Here is a 19,160-nt window from a genome sequence, read left to right as displayed (position 1 = left end):
GGATGGCGCTATTCTAATCGAGATAAACGGCTTTATAAAACCAAATGTCATAGATTTGTCAAAAAAAATCGACATTGTCAATAAACTGTCACTACTAAAAGCTGAGTTTTTTCTGTATAATTTGCCCTCAAATTAAATACGCATTGAATATACATGTCAGATATTAAAACTCTCCGTAACATCGCCATTATTGCGCACGTCGATCATGGTAAAACAACTCTTGTAGACAAACTTTTGCAGCAATCAGGTGCTCTCGGCGATCGCGCGGGTGAGATCGAGCGTGTGATGGATTCGGGCGCTATTGAAAGCGAACGTGGTATTACCATTCTTGCAAAAAACACTGCAATTAAGTGGACTGATGCACGTACGAACACTGAATACCGCATTAACATTGTGGACACCCCAGGACATGCTGACTTCGGTGGTGAAGTTGAACGTGTAATGTCGATGGTTGACTGCGTACTTCTTCTTGTCGATTCTCAAGAAGGTCCTATGCCACAAACTCGTTTCGTAACGCAAAAAGCGTTCGCACGTGGTTTGAAACCAATCGTTATTATTAACAAAGTAGACAAGCCAAGCGCGCGTCCAGATTGGGTCATTGACCAAGTTTTCGATTTGTTTGATAACTTAGGTGGTTCTGACGAACAGTTAGACTTCCCAATCGTTTATGCATCTGGTCTTCGTGGTGTTGCTGGTCCTTCTCCAGAAGAATTAGCTGAAGATATGACGCCATTGTTCCAAACAATCGTTGATATCGTTGAGCCACCAAAAGTTGATGTTGACGGCCCGTTCCAAATGCAAGTGTCTTCACTTGACTATAACAGCTTCGTTGGTGTTATCGGTATTGGTCGTATCCAACGTGGTTCAGTAAAATTGAACACACAAGTGACTGTGATCGACAAAGAAGGTAAAACACGTAACGGTCGTATCTTAAAAATCATGGGTTACCATGGTCTAGATCGCGTTGATATTGAAGAAGCAAATGCAGGTGATATCGTATGTATTACAGGTATCGATGCGCTTAACATTTCTGACACGATTTGTGATCCTAAAAATGTTGAAGCACTTCCACCGCTTTCTGTAGATGAACCTACAGTAACCATGACTTTCCAAGTAAACAACTCACCGTTTGCGGGTAAAGAAGGTAAATTCGTGACTTCACGTAATATCCGTGAGCGTCTAGATCGCGAATTGATCCATAACGTAGCATTACGTGTTGAAGACACAGATTCTCCAGACCGTTTCAAAGTATCTGGTCGTGGTGAACTTCACCTTTCAGTTCTGATTGAAAACATGCGTCGTGAAGGTTTCGAAATGGGCGTATCTCGTCCACAAGTAATCTTGAAAGAAGTTGACGGTGTTAAACAAGAACCATATGAAAACGTAACCTTTGACGTTGAAGAACAACACCAAGGTTCTGTTATGGAACAAATGGGTCACCGTAAAGGCGAAATGACCAATATGGAAGTTGACGGTAAAGGCCGTATCCGTATTGAAGCAACTGTTCCTTCACGTGGCTTAATTGGTTTCCGTTCTGAATTCTTGACCATGACTTCTGGTACAGGGATCATGACGTCTAGCTTCTCGCATTACGGTCCAATGAAACAAGGTACTGTTGCGAAACGTCAAAACGGTGTATTGATTTCTATGGTTCAAGGGACTTGCTTGGGCTATGCATTGTTTACACTGCAAGACCGTGGTCGTCTATTCGCTAAACCTCAGTTAGAAGTTTACGAAGGTATGATCATTGGTATTAACTCACGTTCTGACGATATGACTGTTAACCCAACTAAGGCAAAACAGTTAACCAACGTACGTGCATCTGGTACTGATGAAGCACTAACACTTGTTCCTGCAATCGAATACACGCTTGAACAAGCACTAGAATTCATTGAAGATGATGAACTCGTTGAAGTAACACCGAAGTCAATCCGTATCCGTAAGCGTTACTTGACTGAAAACGAACGTAAACGTAACCGTTCTGGTAAATAATTTCCCTGTATAGGTGAATCATTTGCTTAAAAACCGCTAACGAATGTTAGCGGTTTTTTTTGACTATAATTTTTGGCTAGGAGTTTTTACGATCAACTTGTACGAGATCAGACGAATTGAAAGATATTGAAATTTGCAGTCAAACAAAAGTATTGGACGATTTGAATTTAAGAGTTCAATAAAAACTGGGTGTCTAGAGAGCAAAATATTCAATGTTAGACTGTTATGATCATTTAGAGAGGTCAAATTGCAGTTTGATGCTTTGAAATGCATACATAAAGCACATTTAATTGTGTATTTTGATAAATGGATATTGGTTTTTTAAAAAAAACGAGTAAATTAGTCGGAAATGTAGAAAGTAGATTAATCTAAACTACGCCCTATAATAAAATAATCACATATTTGGAGTATTTAATGAGCATTGTTCAAGAATTTAAAGAGTTTGCTGTGAAAGGCAATATGATGGATTTAGCTATTGGTGTCATCATTGGTGGTGCTTTTGGTAAAATCATTGATTCATTGGTTAAAGACATTATTATGCCTTTAATCACTGTGATCACAGGCGGTGGTGTTGATTTCACTCAAAAGTTCTTTGTGTTGGGAGATAATCCAAATAATTTAACGTCTCTGGATGAGCTAACCAAAGCTGGTGTGAATGTTTTAACCTATGGTAGTTTCTTAACCGTCTTCTTAAACTTTCTGATTCTGGCATGGGTAGTGTTCTTATTGGTTAAAGTGTTGAACCGCGTTCGTAAAACTGAAGAAGCAGCACCAGCAGCAACCCCTGAGGATATTGCATTATTACGTGAAATTCGTGATGAATTAAAACGTAAAGGTTAATTGATTTAATCCATAAAACGGCGCATCTAGCGCCGTTTTTTATGTCTTAAATCTAACCTAACAAAACAGATGTTTAGGATTTGAGATTGTAAATGACTTCAAATGTAGAGGATTAATCCATTCGAAATTTAATTTCTAAAAGGTGCCAACCAAACTGACTTTTGATTGGGCCATGTAGTTCACGCTCAGGTAGGGTGAAAACGGCTTTATCAATCGGTGTGACGAGTTGTCCTTTTTTAATCTCGCCCAATTCACCCCCTTTTTTACCAGAAGGACAGGTCGAATGTTGTTTTGCTATCCTTGCAAAGTCTGAACCTGCTTTGATTTTTTTCTTCAGTTGTTCGCATAACTCTTTGTCTTTAACCAAAATATGTCGAACGATGGCAGATTTCATGCTTTGCTTCCTTTGGGAGATTTCTTCACAGCTATTTTAACCTTTTTGAGTGGTTGGCACTGTGGACAGAATACAGAAGCGCGTTGACCCAGTTTTAGGTTTTCTAAAGTGGTTTCGCAGTTGACACACATTTCACCTGAACGACCATATGCCAATAAGGTTTGTTGGAAATAACCATTTTCACCCATCGCATTGGTATAGTCACGTAGTGTCGAACCACCTAAGTCTATCGCCTGTTTGAGAATCCGTTTTACTTCAATGACCAATTTTTCAATTTGATCTCGACTCAAACTCGAAGCAGGTTGTGCGGGATGAATACCTAAATTGAATAGGCTTTCAGTGGCATAGATATTCCCCACACCGACAACAATATGATTGTCCATAATCGCCACTTTGGCACCCACATTTTTGTTCTTAAATTTTGAAGCGAGATAGTCTGCATTAAATGCATCACTGAGGGGTTCAGGGCCAAGCGTGTCGATGAGTTTGGTCTGAGAGTATTCATCAAGCCAAAGAATACAGCCAAAACGACGAGGATCATGATAGCGAAGCTGAATATCATCAAACTGAATGACCAAATGATCATGCTTGCGTAATTCATCGTGAGAATCACATAGTCTGAAACTGCCTGACATTCCCAAGTGCCATAGCATGGTGTCGTGTTCAAACTGAGCCAAAATATACTTTGAACGACGTGTTAAGTTCAGCAACTTTTGACCTTGAAGTTTTTGAATATCGTCAGGAATTGGCCATCGTAAACTGGATTGATAAACCTGTACGGATTGAACTGTTTGATCAATTAACGGCGTCAAACTGGTTTTGGTGGTTTCGACTTCGGGTAATTCGGGCATGTGAATCAATGTGAAAATAGAATGGGTTTAATATTGGGTTGTTTAAAGAAGAATACAAGTCTTGAACATTTGTTCAGAATTGTAGTGCTTTATGAAAGGCTGGAATTGATAATGAAATGATGCATCTAACTGTAAACTTTGGTCGATATAGCTCAATATTTCGAATGTAAAGTATAGATGCTATGAATTATTTTTTTACTCAAGTCTCTGTTTAATATTATAAAATATTTTAATTTAAATAAAAAATTATACTTAAAAATTAATTCATAAAAAAAAGTTTGATAAATAATAAAAATTTTGCTGAGACGATTCATTAAAAAATCGTTAACTTTCTCATGAATATTGGGATAAGTCATTGTGCTTAACTCCAATGCACTGACTCAAAAGTCGCTCTCTCTTTCCAGTTGTTGTTTTAGGTTATTGTAATGAAAAAATTAAATCTCGCTATTTTACCATTGATGATGGTTGCAATGACGCAAGTACATGCAGAACAAGCATTCGATCCTAAAGGACAATATCTATTTGGCGATTGGGATGGAAAGCGTACTGAACTCGCACAACAAGGGATTAAGTTTGAAGCCAATGCTTTGACCGATACAGCTTATCTTGCGGATGGTGGTCGTGATTCAGGCGAGAGTCCAAATACCTCTGCACAGTTTTGGTTAGGCACACAACTTGATTTAGAAAAACTTGCAGGTTGGGATGGAGTGACTGTGCGAGCTGTGATGACAGCACGTCAAGGTCAGAGTACTTCAGTTCGTGATCTTCAAGATCCGCTTGCTCCGCAGATGGCAAATGCTCAAGGCACTTTCGGGCGTGGTAACCAAGACAGCCGTTTAACTGAGCTTTCGATTGAAAAGAATTTTAAAGATCAGGGTTTAAGCATTAAAGCGGGACGCTTGGGTCTTGGTATGGACTTTAATGTGATGGCTTGTGATTTTGCAAGTACTGCATTCTGTGCTGCTCAGATGGGTAAGTGGCAAGGCAACATTTGGATGAACACCCCTGTGGCTCAGTGGGGAGCACGTGTGAAACAGCAACTCAACCCAGAACTTGCAGTACAAGTGGGTGTTTATGAATTTAACCCTGATAATGGAAATGGAGCAGCAGAAGGTCAGGGGTGGAGTCTGGACACGGATCATGCAGATGGTGTAACCATTCCAGTAGAAGTCGTTTGGACACCAAAATCATGGTTGAATGATTTACCAGGGAGCTACCGTGTTGGTGGTATGTATAACACGGCTGATGATGCTAAAAATCAAAAAGATATTATCAGTGGTGAAGCTGAAGATCGTACTTTTGCAGGTTGGTTAGCGGTAGAGCAACAACTCACTTCAACAGGTTCAGGTCGTCAAGGTTTACATTCATTTGCGAACTTTACTTGGCATGATCGTACCACCAATAAAGTGGATAATTCTCAACAGCTGGGTGTGAAATATATTGGTTTAATACAGTCTCAACCTAACGACATTCTGGGTTTAGCTGTTAACCGTGTGCATGTCAATAATCGTTTGAATCAAAATATATTTGACGCAAGTGCAGAATATAACGTCGAGTTAAACTATAGCTATAATCCGACCAAGTGGTTAATGTTACGTCCAAATGTTCAATATGTGATTAATTCGGGTTCAACTAATCGTGTAGACAATGCATTGGTTCTTGGTTTAGGGACTCGCGTTATTTTCTAAGCGTGATGATCTCCAAATAGAAAGTGGTTTACTGATTTCTATTTAGCGAACAAACAATAAAAAACAGGTTCAGTAGAACCTGTTTTTTATTGATAACAAGGTTGAAATTCATCCTGATTGTTTGCTATAGCTGTGAGTTCGCACAAGGAGAGTACAGATGTCACAATTATTTCAATCGATACGCTTTGGGTCGTTGAGCCTCAGTAATAAAATTATCATTGCACCAATGTGTCAGTATTCAGCCAATGAGCCAGGAAAATTGAGCTACTGGCATGAACAGCAGTGGGCGAATTATGCTTTATCTGGTGCGGGAATGTGTATTATTGAAGCCACAGCAGTTCAGGCTGAAGGGCGTATCAGTTACGCAGACTTGGGTTTATGGAGTGACTTACAACGTGCTCAAATCAAAGCGTTGCTCAGCAAAGTGAAATCATTATCTCCTATGCCATTTGGAATTCAATTGGCACATGCAGGACGTAAGGCATCAACAGATCGTCCTTGGTTAGGGCGAGGTCAATTACCACCTGAACATGAACAAGGATGGCAAACGGTTTCTGCTAGCGCTATTCCTTTTGGATCGCAAGATTTAGCCCCTCATGAACTCACCATCGATGAAATTCAAAAACTGATCAACGACTTTGCTGCTGCGGCAGTTAGAGCTGTAGATGCTGGTTTTGATCTCATTGAAATCCATGCAGCGCATGGCTATCTGCTACACCAATTTATGTCACCTTTATCCAATCAACGTACAGATGAATATGGTGGAAGTTTTGAAAATCGGATACGTCTAACCTTAGAAGTCGTACAAGCCATCCAAAATGCAGTACCCGAAGATTATCCAGTAGGCATACGCATTTCTGCAACTGATTGGATGGAACATACAGAGAGTTGGGATATCGAGTCGAGTATTGGCTTATCAAAAGCCTTAGAGCAACTGGGGGTGGTATATATCCATGTGTCGAGCGGTGGATTACATGAACAGCAAAACATTCAAATTGGTGCGGGATATCAAGTTCCATTTGCAGAGGCAATTAAAAAGAATGTCACTATACCTGTGATTGCTGTGGGATTGATTACTGAGCCTCAGCAAGCGGAAGGCATTCTACAAAGTCAACAAGCGGATGCCATTGCAATCGCAAGAGCCATTTTATATGAGCCTCGTTGGCCTTGGCATGCAGCAGTTGCATTAGGTGATGAAATCGCCATCAGTCCTCAATACTTGCGTTGTCAGCCGCATGGCGTAAAATCACGCTTTAAAGCATTTTGATTCTTTTCTATTTTAGACACTCGCCTTATTTCTGATGTGATGAATCAACCACAGAAATAAGGCTTTTGTGCATGTTGGACATGTCGTAATGATATTTCAGGTCATTGTACCCATCTTCTTTTTATTGGCGCTTGGTTACTGCACTGTAAAATTAAATTTGCTGACCCAAGAGCAAGTGAAAGCAGTGGGTGCTTTTGTGATTAGAATTGCACTGCCTGCGCTTTTACTTCACTCACTTGCTGGGAAAGACTTACATGAAATATGGTTACCCCAGTTTTTTTGGGTGTATAGCCTAGCAACAACGGCACTTTTTATAACTGCTTATTTTGTCGTCACACGGGTTTATCAAAACAATTCTAGCCATGCTGCCGTATTATCATTGGGTGCGTGTATGTCAAATACTGGTCTCATTGGAACGGCGGTGCTGACATTATTAATGGGTCAAAAAGGCATGACCTATATTTCATTGGTGGTCATTTTAGAAAGTGTAGTGTTGATTCCTGTGGTACTGATTTTGGCGGAGATGAATAGTAAGACCAATGTTTCCGTGCTCAAAATTATCAAGGAAATGATGAATACGCTGCTCAAAAATCCGCTGTTTATGAGTGTGGTACTCGGTATTTCTTTGTCAATTTTAGACTTTAAAATCCCTTTACTGATCGATCAATCTCTGACCTTACTTGGGCAGGCGGCTTCTCCTCTTGCATTATTTAGTATCGGTGGTGGGATTGTCGGGATGACCCTAAAATACGTCAATGCACAAACTTTTTATTTGGTATTTTCAAATAATATCGTCATGCCACTATTGGTATTTTTGGGATTAAGTTATCTGACTGATGCCAGTGAAGAGATGATTTATGCAGGAACCATTATTGCTGCTTTGCCGATGCCGACTATTTTTGGTATGTTGGGTCAAGCATATGGGCTAGATGATAAAGCCATGACCCCATTGTTAATGAGTACTATTGTCGGTTTTGCTATGACCAGTGGGATTATTGCATTGATCTAATGGCATTGATTTGATGATTATATGGATTGAGTTATATCATTAGACCTCTTGCGAAAGTAAAAACTATCCCCATATAAATGTCATGAGATATCAGAAATTAAACCATTTTTCAGATTCTGAATTCAAACGCTTGGTTGGCGTACCTCGGCAAGTTTTTACCGAAATGGTCGAGGTTTTAGCAAAAGCAGAATCACTTAAAAAGAAATCAGGGCGTCCTCATACATTAGCGCTTGAGGATCAATTGTTGTTAACGCTCAATTACTTAAGAAACTACAACACTCAGCTAGAATTGGCGGCGCATTATCATATTGCTGAGAGTAACGTGAATCGAACCATAAAAAAGGTTGAGGATGCGTTGATGAAATCAAGGCGTTTTACGCTTCCAAAACGATCTATCACCACAGCAGATGAACACTTTAATTGGGTTATTATTGATGCAACAGAATGTTCAATAGAACGTCCCCAAAAAAAATCAGAGTAAGTTTTACAGTGGTAAAAAGAAGAAACATACGCTCAAAGCACAAGTGATCTATCATCCAAAGAGCAAACAAATCATAGGTCTAGATCTATCAAGCGGTAGTCAACATGACATTAAATTGGCAAGAAAAACGATTGCAAAATTCAAGCATTGTGAATATGTGATTACTGATTTAGGGTATCATGGACTAGAGGAGCGTGGATTTAAGCTATTGACTCCTATTAAGAAAAAGAAGAATTTTGCCTTATCTGATATTGAGAAAAAGTACAATAAAATGATTGGAGAAATACGAATTGTGATTGAACACATCAATCGTCAATTGAAAACATTTAGAATATTGAGTGAACGCTACCGAAATAGACGCAAGCGATTCGGTTTACGCATTAGCTTAATCGCTGCACTGGTAAACCGGATAAACTTGCAATAATGACTTTCGCAAGAGGTCTATTATTTAAATCAGACTTTTAAAAGATACCATTAAAAAAACTCCATCAACGATAGATGGAGTTTTTATTCAACTTAAAAATAAATATCGAAATTTATGGTTTAAATTAAGACTTGGCTTTCGGTGAATTCTTGGCTTTTTCAGCAATCGCTTTATTTACAATGTCTAATTTTTCTTTTGCCGTAGGCACGTTCTGTTGTGCTAAAGCAGTAAAAATTTTCTTCGCTTCAGGTAGGTTTTGCGTCACGATATCACCATTGGCATACATATTCGCAACCGACAACAGCGCAGGGATAAAGTTCTTTTGTGCTAAGGATGAAATCGAGTTAAGCGCTTTATCGCCTAAAGCACGATTGTTGGTTTTCGCAGCGACAGATAAATCATAGATCGCTTTTGAGTACAGTGCTGAATAACTGCCTTTTTTGATTAAAGGATCAAGTTTTTGTAAGGCTTGCTTATCCGTTTCAGGTTTACCTTGAGCAAATAAAATGACCGCTTGTTCTACAATCGCTTCTTCAAAACCTTGTTTGGCTGCTTTGTCTAGATATTCAGTAGCTTTGGCTGGATTCTTTGTCAAACCTAAACTACCCGCTGCATACCCTTGTGACAAGATATAGTTTGCCAAAGCATAGCCTTGTTGACCTGCTTGATCATAGAGTGCCACAGCTTTTTTAGAATCTTGCTTGGTGCCTTTACCCGTTTGAGTTAAATAGCCTAAATTATACGTGGCTTGACCATTTCCAGCTTTAGAAAGTGTTTCAAGTTCTTTATAAGCCTGTTCAAAATTATTGGCTTTGATGAGGGTTTCAATTTTTGCAAATTGTGGATCTACAACAGGTGTATTTGCCATCGCAAACGTGCTTGATACCGCAAGCAATGCTCCACATAGAATTTTTTTCATTTTTTGACCTTTATACTTGGCTTTCTACAACAATTGTTTCTAAATCCATTTATTCAATGAAAAGAGGTTTCTAAATTACATTTTTATCATAGTCGCTATTGTGTGAATGTAAATATAGAAAATGTACCTAAATTGACGCATTCTATTCATATTTGTGCGCTCATTTTTGTATGTACTCAGCATTTATCTTACTCGATGATGTTTTAAATGAATCCGATGCAGTTGATTATTCGGTCATTATTTAATGTTTTTAGGCTAGGTTTCAGGTGTTGAGTCTGTTTAAATACCCGTCTGTATCGCTTGTGAGAAAACCATGTTTGTAAAAGGCATTAAACGTAATTATTTAAAAGTTCTTGAAGATGATTCGATTCCTGATGAAGAAAAAATTGATGCGCTTTTAATGAAGCTTGGTGCTGAGTATTTGGTCAGTAAAGATGATCGTGTCTATGTTTTCAAAAACGGCGATGCTGAAGCCAAATTTGATGCAAAGCATGCGCGTGCATATCATTTTAAAGATTATGTTGTGAAAGATATGAATAAATTATTCCACGACTTTAATTAAATATTTTTAGGCTTTTGGTATGCACAAAAGCCTTCCACTTAGATTGAACTAAACTGGATTGAATCAATCAAATTAAAAGCTTTAAAACGTGGGTTACGGCGTTGGTTAAAACGTTAAAATTTGAGTTACGGTATACGTGGAGTTTACCCATTTAGGTTTTTTATCATTTAATGATTGTTTGGCTGTGATTGATCATCAAGAATAAAGACTTAGATGATTTATGGTGATTGTCTTTCACGATGTAATTGTCCCCACGTTGCCATTTGTACCATTAAACCTTCTAGCGCTCTGCCTGAAGGGGTTAAATCGTACATCGCAATCTTTCGTCCTGTACCCACTTCATTCATTTCTATTTTCATGACCACGTCGTTTAATTCTAATTCTTTGAGTTCTTTAGAGATCATCCGGGGGGTAATGCCTTGGAGCAAACGTTCTATATCATTGAAGCGTCGAGGTTGCTTAATCATGGTAGCAACAATCGCCAATTTCCATTTGCCATTGATCACATTGGTGGCGTTTTTCAAGGCAACGATAAAGGCAACATTGCATTCATCTTCTAATTTAAGGTTATTTTCATTCATATCATAATTCTTTTGAATCAATAGATTATAAACGGATGATTATGTCGTATACGCTAAGAATAAAACGCGTTTAAAGCACTATACTTTTGTATAGTGAATATGCTCCATAAAATTCTTATAACTAAGCCTAACTTTTAAATGATCGATCTAGATCTGTATAGATATTAAATCCAGCAGATCGATCAACACAAGAATGATAGGTGAAAACAATGATTTTAGTCACGGGTGCGACAGGTAACTTAGGTGAGCATGTGGTCTCACATTTGAAACAACATTTGAGCTTAGACCAATTTGCTGTATTGGCACGCAATACTGATAAAGCACAAGCCTATGTCGAACAAGGCATAGAAGTACGCTTGGGCGATTTTGATGAACCAGAAAATTTGGTCAAAGCATTTGCGGGGGTGAGCAAATTACTTCTCATTTCAACCATGGATATGAACCGCTTGCAACAACATAAAAATGTAGTCGATGCTGCCAAGCAAGCTGGCGTTCGGCATATTATTTATACAGGTTTAGCGATACAAGATATACAAACTTCAGCCATAAAAGATTTGATGATCAGTCACTTTGAAACTGAAGATTACATTCGTGAAAGTGGACTTTTGTATACCTTTGCACGAAATACAATGTATGCAGAGGCAATTCCACAAATTATTGGGGAAAACGCTGTAAAAACAGGAATTTCCGTTGCAGGAGGTGAAGGCAAAGTCCCTTATGTCACGCGTGCAGAACTGGGTGAAGCCATTGCAAATCTATTGCATCAAACGGGACATGAAAATCAAATCTACAATTTAGTCGGCAGTCAAGCCTATAGCTATCAAGACATTGCTGATCTTTTAGAAGAAATGAAGCAAACAACTGTCTCTTATCAAGATTTACCTGTCCAAAACTATCGTGAACTTTTACAAAAGATCGGATTACCTGACTTTCTGATTTACCTTACACACGGCACTGTAGTGGATATTGCCAATCATCAATATGAAGTCGCAAGTACTGATTTAGAAAAACTTTTAGGTCGAAAAACTGCCCCTTTAAAAGACTATTTAAGCCAAGTTTACGCTTAAGTATATGAAGCAAATTGAATCAAAATAGGAAGAAAAAATGAAACTGATTGAAGCACTTAACTGGCGCTACGCTACCAAACAAATGACTGGTGAGAAATTACCACAAGAGATCGTGGATCAGATTTTAGAAGCTGCACGGTTAGCACCGACATCGGCAGGTTTGCAACCTTTCCATATTATCTCTATTAGTAACCAAGAACTGAAAGAAAAAATCGCTCCAGTTGCTTTAAACCAACCTCAAATTACGCAATCCTCGCATTTATTGGTATTTACCTCATGGGACACGATTCCAGATGAGCGTATTGATGAACGCTATAATTCAATGAACCGCGAACGGAATTTGCCTTTAGATACGACCATGGATGTGGTACAAAATTTAAAAACCTTATTTGCCACATTTACGGATGAACAGCAATATCACCATACAGCGAAGCAAGCGCATATTGGGTTTGGTATGGCGATTGCGGCTGCGGCAGAATTGGGTGTAGATGCAACACCGATGGAAGGCTTTGATAAAGATGGGTTGGATGAACTATTAGGCTTAAAAGAAAAAGGCTTAAAATCAGTGGTTTTATTGGCTTTAGGTCGTCGGAATCCTGAAAAAGATTGGTTATTGGGTTTAAAGAAATTCCGTATTTCTAAAGAAGAATTTGTGACCGATATTCAATAGTATTAGGTGTTGTTGAGAAGAAAAAAGACCACATGAATGTGGTCTTTTTTCTTCTATATGCTCAGTATGCTAGGTTTTTTTTAATTAAATCTACCATGAACCTGAAGCACCGCCACCGCCAGAGCTTCCGCCTGAATCACGTGGAGTTGAGGACGCTTTTGAGGATGAAGAGGGATTAAGATTGAATGTTGAACCTGAAGATGATTTTTGCTCTTTTGGGGCGGTCAGTTTGCTATATGGTTCAAAGGGACGTTCACGGTTTTTTTTGACTCTTATATATTGCTTACCATCCGTACCGATCACGATCTCAGGTAGTGGCGTCTTGGCTTTGTTGCTGTTTCTAAAATATAAGAACAGCAGCAGAAAGGGAATCGCACAGATTAAGCCACTGATGCCATAAAGTATGAGAATCAAAATCATTGTGCCCAATGAATACTCTTCATCTGCATTCAATTCCACTTCATTTTCTGTGTGTGATAAATCGTTGTTTTTATTTAAACTAGAAACACTTCTGAACACCGAATTCATCGCGATTTGGATACCATCGTAATATTGGTGCTGTTGAAAATAGGGTGCAAGATCGTGTCGAATGATTCGTCCTGCCTCGATATCCGTCAGTTCTCCTTCCAAACCATACCCCACCTCAAAACGCATCTTGCGCTCATCTTTGGCGATTACCAGTAATAACCCATTATCGAGTTTTTCATTGCCAATTTTGAGCGTATTAAAAATATCAAGCGCATATTGTTCGACAGATTCATTATCTGTTGTGGGAATCATTAAAATTTTAAAATCGATATTTTTTTCTTTATAAAGTAGTTCATTTTGCTGTTGAAGGTGTTGGATTTGATCAATGGTGAGCGTTTGTGTTGTGTCAACGATGTGGTCTTTTTTAAGTTGTTCTAATACTGAAGAATTAATCTCGGCATAAGTTAATGTAGTACTGATGAGACTCAACAAAAGGACAAAAAAACGAACTATAAAATGGTGAGACGAGGCATTGGAAAACATTATTTTTATAAATCTTTTTCTTAATATGTTTTGATTTTAATTTGCTGAAATAAAAAAGCCAAACAACTTTTGTTATTTGGCTTTATTTTCAAATTTGCAATGATCAATTAGGACGAGCTACATCACCATTTAAGTATTCTGGTAAGTCTAAAACTGTAATATCACTTAATTCAGCCAATGCATCAGGGCGTGCCACCACCAGTGCGACATAACCATTGTCAATCGCTGTGCTATTCACCACCTGAACATGAGCATGGAGTTGTTCGGCTTGAGCAGGGGCAGTCCCTGTGCCTTGAATCGCATGTAACCATGCTTTTGGCTTTGCTTTAAACCATAAACGAGCAATGACTTCCTGACCCAAGTAACAGCCTTTGTCATAGTGAACGCCTTCACGTTGATGCAAACGCAATTCTTGAGGTTGGAATACATGCTCAATCGCTTGATTGATATAAGCTTGACCGTTTTGAATGGCTTGAACTTCCCAAGCATGAACATCGGTTACATCGGTAGAAAAAGTGGTAATGCCATCATTGAGCGTTGGATAAACCTGACCTGTTTCTTCAAGCTTCATTTTTGAGAAAGCACCAAACTTTTTAATGTGCTTGGCAAATTCTTCAGCTTGATCGGCAGTGGTCACAATCTCAAAGCTTTCTGAATTTAACTTAGTTAACCATAAACCGAAATGAATACGACCTTTTAAATCGCAGATCGCGGTATAGCGGGTGAGATTTTCTTCAAGGCGTTCAACGTGTAAAGTCACCTGACCTTGAAGGAATTTTTGTGCATCTACACCATTTAAGGTGAATGAGGAGAAAGCTAAATTGCTCATTTATTCATCTCACGAATCAAGTCTAATACTAAAGAATTATCCTAATTTTCCACTATTTTCAGCAAAAAAGCACATTTAGAGCATTTATACTAAGATTTCTGTAACTAATTATTTCAAAAACCCTGATTTTTATACTTAACTATATGAAATATATAAAATTTGGGAAATGGACTTTTGACAGCGTACAATGCCTAAAACTTGATTGATTCCAATCGAAAAGAAAGATAGCTAGAAAAGTGATAAGGCAGGTAAGCAATGAATAACAATTATCGTAAACCACTGCAGGGTACCCAGCTTGAATACTATGACGTGCGTCAAGCCGTTGAAGATATTCAGCCAGGCGCATATGCGAAACTTCCATACACCTCAAAAGTCTTGGCTGAACAATTGGTACGCCGTTGTGATCCTGCCATTTTAGAGCAATCTTTAAAAGAACTGATTTACTCGAAACAAGACCACGATTTTCCATGGTATCCAGCGCGTGTCGTGTGTCATGACATTCTAGGTCAAACCGCACTTGTTGACCTTGCAGGCTTACGTGATGCGATTGCAGAACAAGGGGGTGATCCATCTAAAGTCAATCCTGTTGTACCAACACAACTCATTGTTGATCACTCACTCGCAGTAGAGTTTGGTGGTTTTGATCCTGATGCGTTTGAGAAAAACCGTGCGATTGAAGACCGTCGTAATGAAGACCGTTTTCATTTTATTGAATGGACCAAAACAGCCTTTGAAAATGTCGATGTGATCCCTGCGGGTAACGGCATCATGCACCAAATTAACTTGGAGAAAATGTCTCCAGTGATTCAAAACCGTGCGGACAAAGATGGTAAGCGTGTGGCGTATCCAGATACTTGTGTCGGTACAGATTCGCATACCCCGCATACCGATGCGCTTGGTGTGATTTCGATTGGGGTCGGCGGACTCGAGGCTGAAAATGTGATGCTCGGCCGTGCATCTTGGATGCGTCTACCTGACATCATTGGTGTAGAGTTAGTGGGGCAGCGTAAGCCGGGCATCACGGCAACCGATATCGTATTGGCTTTAACGGAGTTCTTACGTAAAGAACGTGTCGTCGGTGCTTACCTTGAGTTCTTCGGTGAAGGTGCGGACAGTATGTCAGTGGGGGATCGTGCAACGATCTCAAACATGACCCCAGAGTACGGCGCAACCGCTGCGATGTTCTACATTGATCAGAACACCATTGATTACTTAACCCTGACTGGTCGTGAACCTGAGCAAGTGAAACTTGTAGAAAGCTATGCCAAAGAAATTGGTCTTTGGGCAAGTGACATGACTGGGGCGCAATATCCACGTGTGCTTCGTTTTGATTTATCGACTGTGACTCGTAATATTGCAGGTCCATCAAACCCACATGCACGTGTGTCCACCTCTGACTTAAAAGCCAAAGGCATTGCAGGGAATTTAGATGCGGCTCGTGCTCAAGAAGCTGAAGGTTTAATGCCTGATGGTGCAATCATCATTGCAGCCATTACTTCATGTACCAATACCTCAAACCCACGTAATACGGTTGCAGCAGGATTGCTTGCACGTAAAGCCAACGAGTTGGGCTTAGTGCGTAAACCTTGGGTGAAATCATCATTTGCACCGGGGTCTAAAGCAGCTGCGCTTTACTTAGAAGAAGCAGGTGTACTCAAAGATTTAGAAAAATTGGGCTTTGGTATCGTGGCCTATGCATGTACCACGTGTAACGGCATGTCAGGTGCACTCGATCCAAAAATCCAACAAGAAATTATTGAACGTGACCTATACGCAACTGCGGTGTTATCGGGGAATCGTAACTTTGATGGTCGTATCCATCCTTATGCAAAACAAGCATTCTTGGCATCGCCTCCGCTTGTGGTGGCATATGCAATTGCAGGCACCATTCGTTTTGACATTGAAACGGATTCATTAGGAAATGATAAAGATGGCAATCCAATTTACCTCAAAGACATTTGGCCGTCTGATGAAGAAATTGATGCGCTGGTAAAAGTGGCTGTGAAGCCTGAGCAATTTAAGAAAATCTACATTCCCATGTTTGATTTGGGTGTGAATGAAAAAGCGATCAGTCCACTTTACGACTGGCGTCCGCAAAGTACCTATATTCGTCGTCCACCTTATTGGGAAGGTGCACTTGCAGCACCTCGTACACTCGCCAATATGCGTCCGCTTGCGATTTTGGGTGACAACATCACCACCGATCATTTATCTCCATCGAATGCGATTGTTTTAGATTCTGCTTCAGGTGAATACTTGAAGAAAATGGGCTTGCCTGAAGAAGACTTTAACTCCTATGCAACGCATCGTGGCGATCACCTCACTACGCAACGTGCAACATTTGCCAACCCGAAATTGTACAACGAGATGGTCGTTCGTTCTGACGGTACGATCAAGCAAGGTTCGAAAGCGCGTGTAGAGCCTGAAGGCGAAGTGATGCGTATGTGGGAAGCGATTGAGACGTACATGAACCGTAAGCAACCGCTGATCATCATTGCGGGTAAGGACTATGGTCAAGGTTCAAGCCGTGACTGGGCTGCGAAAGGTGTGCGTCTTGCAGGGGTTGAAGCGATTGTCGCGGAAGGTTTCGAGCGTATTCACCGTACTAACCTTGTGGGGATGGGCGTGTTACCGCTTGAGTTTAAAGCGGGTATGGACCGTAAAACTTTCGGTTTTGATGGAACAGAGTTGTATAGCGTGATTGGTAATATTGCGCCTCGTTCGACGTTGACTTTGGTGGTTGAGCGTTCAACGAAAGATGGTCAAAATGAAATCCTTGAGATTCCTGTCACCTGCCGTTTGGATACCGAAGAAGAAGTGCATGTGTATGAAGCGGGTGGGGTGCTACAGCGCTTTGCACAGGATTTCTTAGAAGGGAATGTGGCTTAATTTTCTATTAATCCTCCCCAACCCTCCTTTTTCAAAGGAGGGAGTTCCCCTCTTTTTTAAAGAGGGGTTAGGGGAGATTAAAGTTGTTGATATTGTTGTAAAAAAACCCACATTAATATAGGGTTTTTTGAAAGAAATATTGAGTGATTATAGATGAATTACGATGATGATATAAATGAATTAAAACTGAGTGATTTTGAAAAAAATGGATTACAAGTATATAGAAATTATAAAACTAGCTTTCACAAACATGAAATAAAACTATTTATTGAGGAATGTGATAGAGGAAATTACGAAAATTTAAAAGATTTAAAACAGGTTTTAGGCTTGATTCTTAAAGAAGATATAAAATATTTGCCAATAATTTTGTGCTCTTTTGCTGATGAGTGTTTTGAAAGACTTCTTAAGAGAATTATACCTGAAGGTATTCCAGGAGGTTCAAAGTCTATTCTAGATGGCTTTGGGAGTGTATCTAGTTTTTCCAACAGAATTCAAATTGCATATATTTTCGATCTTCTTAGTAAAGATATTTTACTTGAGCTTAATAACTTCAGAAAAATAAGAAATGATTTTGCTCATCAATGGAATCTTGAAGAAAGTAAAAAAAAGTTAAAGACTATAATTAATTCTAGATCTATAAAGATTGAAGAGCTACTAATAGAAAACGGAAAAATTAGTGAAGACTTAGAAGAAGATGAGCAATGGAAATGTCATTTAGTTTTTTTTGTTGGGAGAATATATTACGAATCAGAGCTTTATTATAACTGTATTAAAAAAGGATTAAATCCAAACACTGTACTTTATAGTGGTGAACAAACACCTAAACTATTCAAAGAAGTAACAAAACTAGTTCATGAACACTTACAGAAACATAGAGTTTGATTCCAAAAAATGTTAAATTTAAATTGTTAAAAGGCATAATTATAGGTTGAAAAATAATCAAAAAATACCTATCATAAGATATATATCAAAACTCATGGAGTCGCCGTATGACTACCGCAAAAGTTTTTATGACAGGGCGTAGCCAAGCTATTCGTTTACCAAAAGAATTTCGCTTTGAAGGCAAGGAAGTCGAAATCTTCCGCCGTGGCGATGAGGTAATACTGCGAGAAAAACCAGTCACAGCAGAGCAGTTGTTTAAAGTTTTGGCGCAAATGCCTGATGACTTCTATGCAGAAGAAAGAGTGGATGAACTACCGCAAGAACGAGAAGAGTTCTAATGCCAACACAATATTTATTGGATACCAATATTTGTATCTACATCACCAAACATCAACCTGAAATCGTTCGTAAGCATTTTGAAAAACATTTACCCCTTGGCAATATTTTAATTTCAGTGATTACATTAGGAGAATTACGTTTTGGTGCAGAAAAAAGCCAAAACAAAGCAAAAGCCTTACGTGTTATAGATGAATTAGTTTCAATTATTCCAGTGATTGAATTAGATGAAAACGTTGCAGAGCACTATGCACAGATTCGTAAGGATCTGACTGCCAAAGGACAAATTATCGGAAACAATGACTTATGGATAGCAGCGCATGCAAGAGCAAATAATTGGGTCATGGTGACGAATAATGAAAAAGAGTTCTTACGTGTTGAAGGACTAAATGTCGAAAACTGGGTCACCAAACCTACGTAAAGCAATCAAAATTTCGATTGTAAATATCACTTCGCCCAATCGACATC

19 protein-coding genes are annotated in these 19,160 nt (G+C 39.1%); 13 read left to right on the top strand and 6 right to left on the bottom strand.

Annotated elements, in window-relative coordinates:
- Positions 1 to 153 precede the first annotated feature (153 nt).
- A complete protein-coding gene (gene typA / locus AC5YCE_RS01800) occupies positions 154 to 1,992 on the top strand; it encodes a translational GTPase TypA (RefSeq protein ID WP_496124387.1) in 1,839 nt (612 codons plus the stop codon).
- Positions 1,993 to 2,406: 414 nt separating this feature from the next.
- A complete protein-coding gene (mscL, locus tag AC5YCE_RS01795) occupies positions 2,407 to 2,832 on the top strand; it encodes a large conductance mechanosensitive channel protein MscL (protein WP_496124388.1) in 426 nt (141 codons plus the stop codon).
- A 112-nt stretch (positions 2,833 to 2,944) separates the two neighbouring features.
- Here the strand turns inward: mscL and AC5YCE_RS01790 are convergent, their stop codons facing one another.
- Both AC5YCE_RS01790 and mutM read right to left on the bottom strand, forming a co-directional pair.
- A complete protein-coding gene (locus AC5YCE_RS01790) occupies positions 2,945 to 3,226 on the bottom strand; it encodes a peptidylprolyl isomerase (RefSeq protein ID WP_496170720.1) in 282 nt (93 codons plus the stop codon).
- Positions 3,223 to 4,077 (bottom strand): bifunctional DNA-formamidopyrimidine glycosylase/DNA-(apurinic or apyrimidinic site) lyase, encoded by an 855-nt coding sequence (mutM, locus tag AC5YCE_RS01785; RefSeq protein WP_496124390.1) that lies wholly within the window; start codon positions 4,075 to 4,077, stop codon positions 3,223 to 3,225. Before mutM ends, AC5YCE_RS01790 begins: the two co-directional genes overlap by 4 nt.
- A gap of 425 nt (positions 4,078 to 4,502) precedes the next feature.
- Here mutM and AC5YCE_RS01780 point away from each other — a divergent pair, with 425 nt between their 5' ends.
- The 4 genes from AC5YCE_RS01780 to AC5YCE_RS01765 all read left to right on the top strand — a co-directional run bounded on the left by AC5YCE_RS01780 (position 4,503) and on the right by AC5YCE_RS01765 (position 8,946).
- Positions 4,503 to 5,765 carry a carbohydrate porin gene (locus AC5YCE_RS01780; RefSeq protein WP_496170717.1) on the top strand — a complete coding sequence of 421 codons (1,263 nt, stop codon included), beginning with the start codon at positions 4,503 to 4,505 and terminating at the stop codon, positions 5,763 to 5,765.
- Positions 5,766 to 5,922: 157 nt separating this feature from the next.
- Positions 5,923 to 7,032: an NADH:flavin oxidoreductase/NADH oxidase gene (locus AC5YCE_RS01775; RefSeq protein ID WP_496170715.1), complete on the top strand. Its 1,110-nt coding sequence runs from the start codon at positions 5,923 to 5,925 to the stop codon at positions 7,030 to 7,032.
- Between the two features lie 88 nt (positions 7,033 to 7,120).
- Positions 7,121 to 8,041: an AEC family transporter gene (locus AC5YCE_RS01770; protein WP_496170713.1), complete on the top strand. Its 921-nt coding sequence runs from the start codon at positions 7,121 to 7,123 to the stop codon at positions 8,039 to 8,041.
- 82 nt (positions 8,042 to 8,123) lie between these two features.
- Positions 8,124 to 8,946 (top strand): IS5 family transposase gene (locus AC5YCE_RS01765; protein ID WP_496170711.1). Its coding sequence is split into 2 segments (ribosomal slippage): positions 8,124 to 8,501 and positions 8,503 to 8,946, totalling 822 coding nucleotides; the frame shifts between segments, so codons are not numbered across the junction.
- 124 nt (positions 8,947 to 9,070) lie between these two features.
- Here the strand turns inward: AC5YCE_RS01765 and AC5YCE_RS01760 are convergent.
- Positions 9,071 to 9,865 (bottom strand): tetratricopeptide repeat protein, encoded by a 795-nt coding sequence (locus AC5YCE_RS01760; protein ID WP_496170709.1) that lies wholly within the window; start codon positions 9,863 to 9,865, stop codon positions 9,071 to 9,073.
- 313 nt (positions 9,866 to 10,178) lie between these two features.
- On the opposite strand from AC5YCE_RS01760, the gene AC5YCE_RS01755 reads away from it, so the two are divergent.
- Positions 10,179 to 10,427, top strand: coding sequence for a hypothetical protein (locus AC5YCE_RS01755; protein ID WP_496170707.1), 249 nt, complete (start codon positions 10,179 to 10,181; stop codon positions 10,425 to 10,427).
- A 218-nt stretch (positions 10,428 to 10,645) separates the two neighbouring features.
- Here the strand turns inward: AC5YCE_RS01755 and AC5YCE_RS01750 are convergent, their stop codons facing one another.
- Complete coding sequence (locus AC5YCE_RS01750; RefSeq protein ID WP_496170705.1) at positions 10,646 to 11,008, bottom strand: winged helix-turn-helix transcriptional regulator; 363 nt, start codon at positions 11,006 to 11,008, stop codon at positions 10,646 to 10,648.
- Positions 11,009 to 11,217: 209 nt separating this feature from the next.
- Between AC5YCE_RS01750 and AC5YCE_RS01745 the strand changes: the two genes are divergently transcribed.
- Together AC5YCE_RS01745 and AC5YCE_RS01740 are read left to right on the top strand one after the other, a co-directional pair.
- Positions 11,218 to 12,075 carry an SDR family oxidoreductase gene (locus tag AC5YCE_RS01745; protein ID WP_496170703.1) on the top strand — a complete coding sequence of 286 codons (858 nt, stop codon included), beginning with the start codon at positions 11,218 to 11,220 and terminating at the stop codon, positions 12,073 to 12,075.
- Positions 12,076 to 12,112: 37 nt separating this feature from the next.
- Complete coding sequence (locus tag AC5YCE_RS01740; protein ID WP_496170701.1) at positions 12,113 to 12,745, top strand: NAD(P)H-dependent oxidoreductase; 633 nt, start codon at positions 12,113 to 12,115, stop codon at positions 12,743 to 12,745.
- Positions 12,746 to 12,835: 90 nt separating this feature from the next.
- On the opposite strand, the gene AC5YCE_RS01735 is transcribed toward AC5YCE_RS01740, so the two are convergent.
- Complete coding sequence (locus AC5YCE_RS01735; RefSeq protein ID WP_496170699.1) at positions 12,836 to 13,702, bottom strand: TPM domain-containing protein; 867 nt, start codon at positions 13,700 to 13,702, stop codon at positions 12,836 to 12,838.
- Between the two features lie 157 nt (positions 13,703 to 13,859).
- Complete coding sequence (gene ygfZ, locus AC5YCE_RS01730) at positions 13,860 to 14,585, bottom strand: CAF17-like 4Fe-4S cluster assembly/insertion protein YgfZ (RefSeq protein WP_496170697.1); 726 nt, start codon at positions 14,583 to 14,585, stop codon at positions 13,860 to 13,862.
- A 255-nt stretch (positions 14,586 to 14,840) separates the two neighbouring features.
- Between ygfZ and acnD the strand changes: the two genes are divergently transcribed.
- The 4 genes from acnD to vapC all read left to right on the top strand — a co-directional run bounded on the left by acnD (position 14,841) and on the right by vapC (position 19,113).
- Positions 14,841 to 17,474: a Fe/S-dependent 2-methylisocitrate dehydratase AcnD gene (gene acnD / locus AC5YCE_RS01725; protein ID WP_496170695.1), complete on the top strand. Its 2,634-nt coding sequence runs from the start codon at positions 14,841 to 14,843 to the stop codon at positions 17,472 to 17,474.
- 153 nt (positions 17,475 to 17,627) lie between these two features.
- A complete protein-coding gene (locus AC5YCE_RS01720; RefSeq protein ID WP_496170693.1) occupies positions 17,628 to 18,356 on the top strand; it encodes a hypothetical protein in 729 nt (242 codons plus the stop codon).
- Positions 18,357 to 18,463: 107 nt separating this feature from the next.
- Positions 18,464 to 18,694, top strand: a complete 231-nt coding sequence (locus AC5YCE_RS01715) for an antitoxin (protein ID WP_496170691.1) — start codon at positions 18,464 to 18,466, stop codon at positions 18,692 to 18,694.
- The gene (gene vapC / locus AC5YCE_RS01710) at positions 18,694 to 19,113 is read left to right on the top strand and encodes a type II toxin-antitoxin system tRNA(fMet)-specific endonuclease VapC (protein ID WP_496170689.1); all 420 of its coding nucleotides are present in this window, start codon (positions 18,694 to 18,696) and stop codon (positions 19,111 to 19,113) included. Before AC5YCE_RS01715 ends, vapC begins: the two co-directional genes overlap by 1 nt.
- The last annotated feature ends 47 nt before the right edge of the window (positions 19,114 to 19,160 follow it).

It is taken from the genome of Acinetobacter sp. CY79, assembly GCF_059515845.1.
This window is presented reverse-complemented; position numbering and strand designations above follow the sequence as displayed.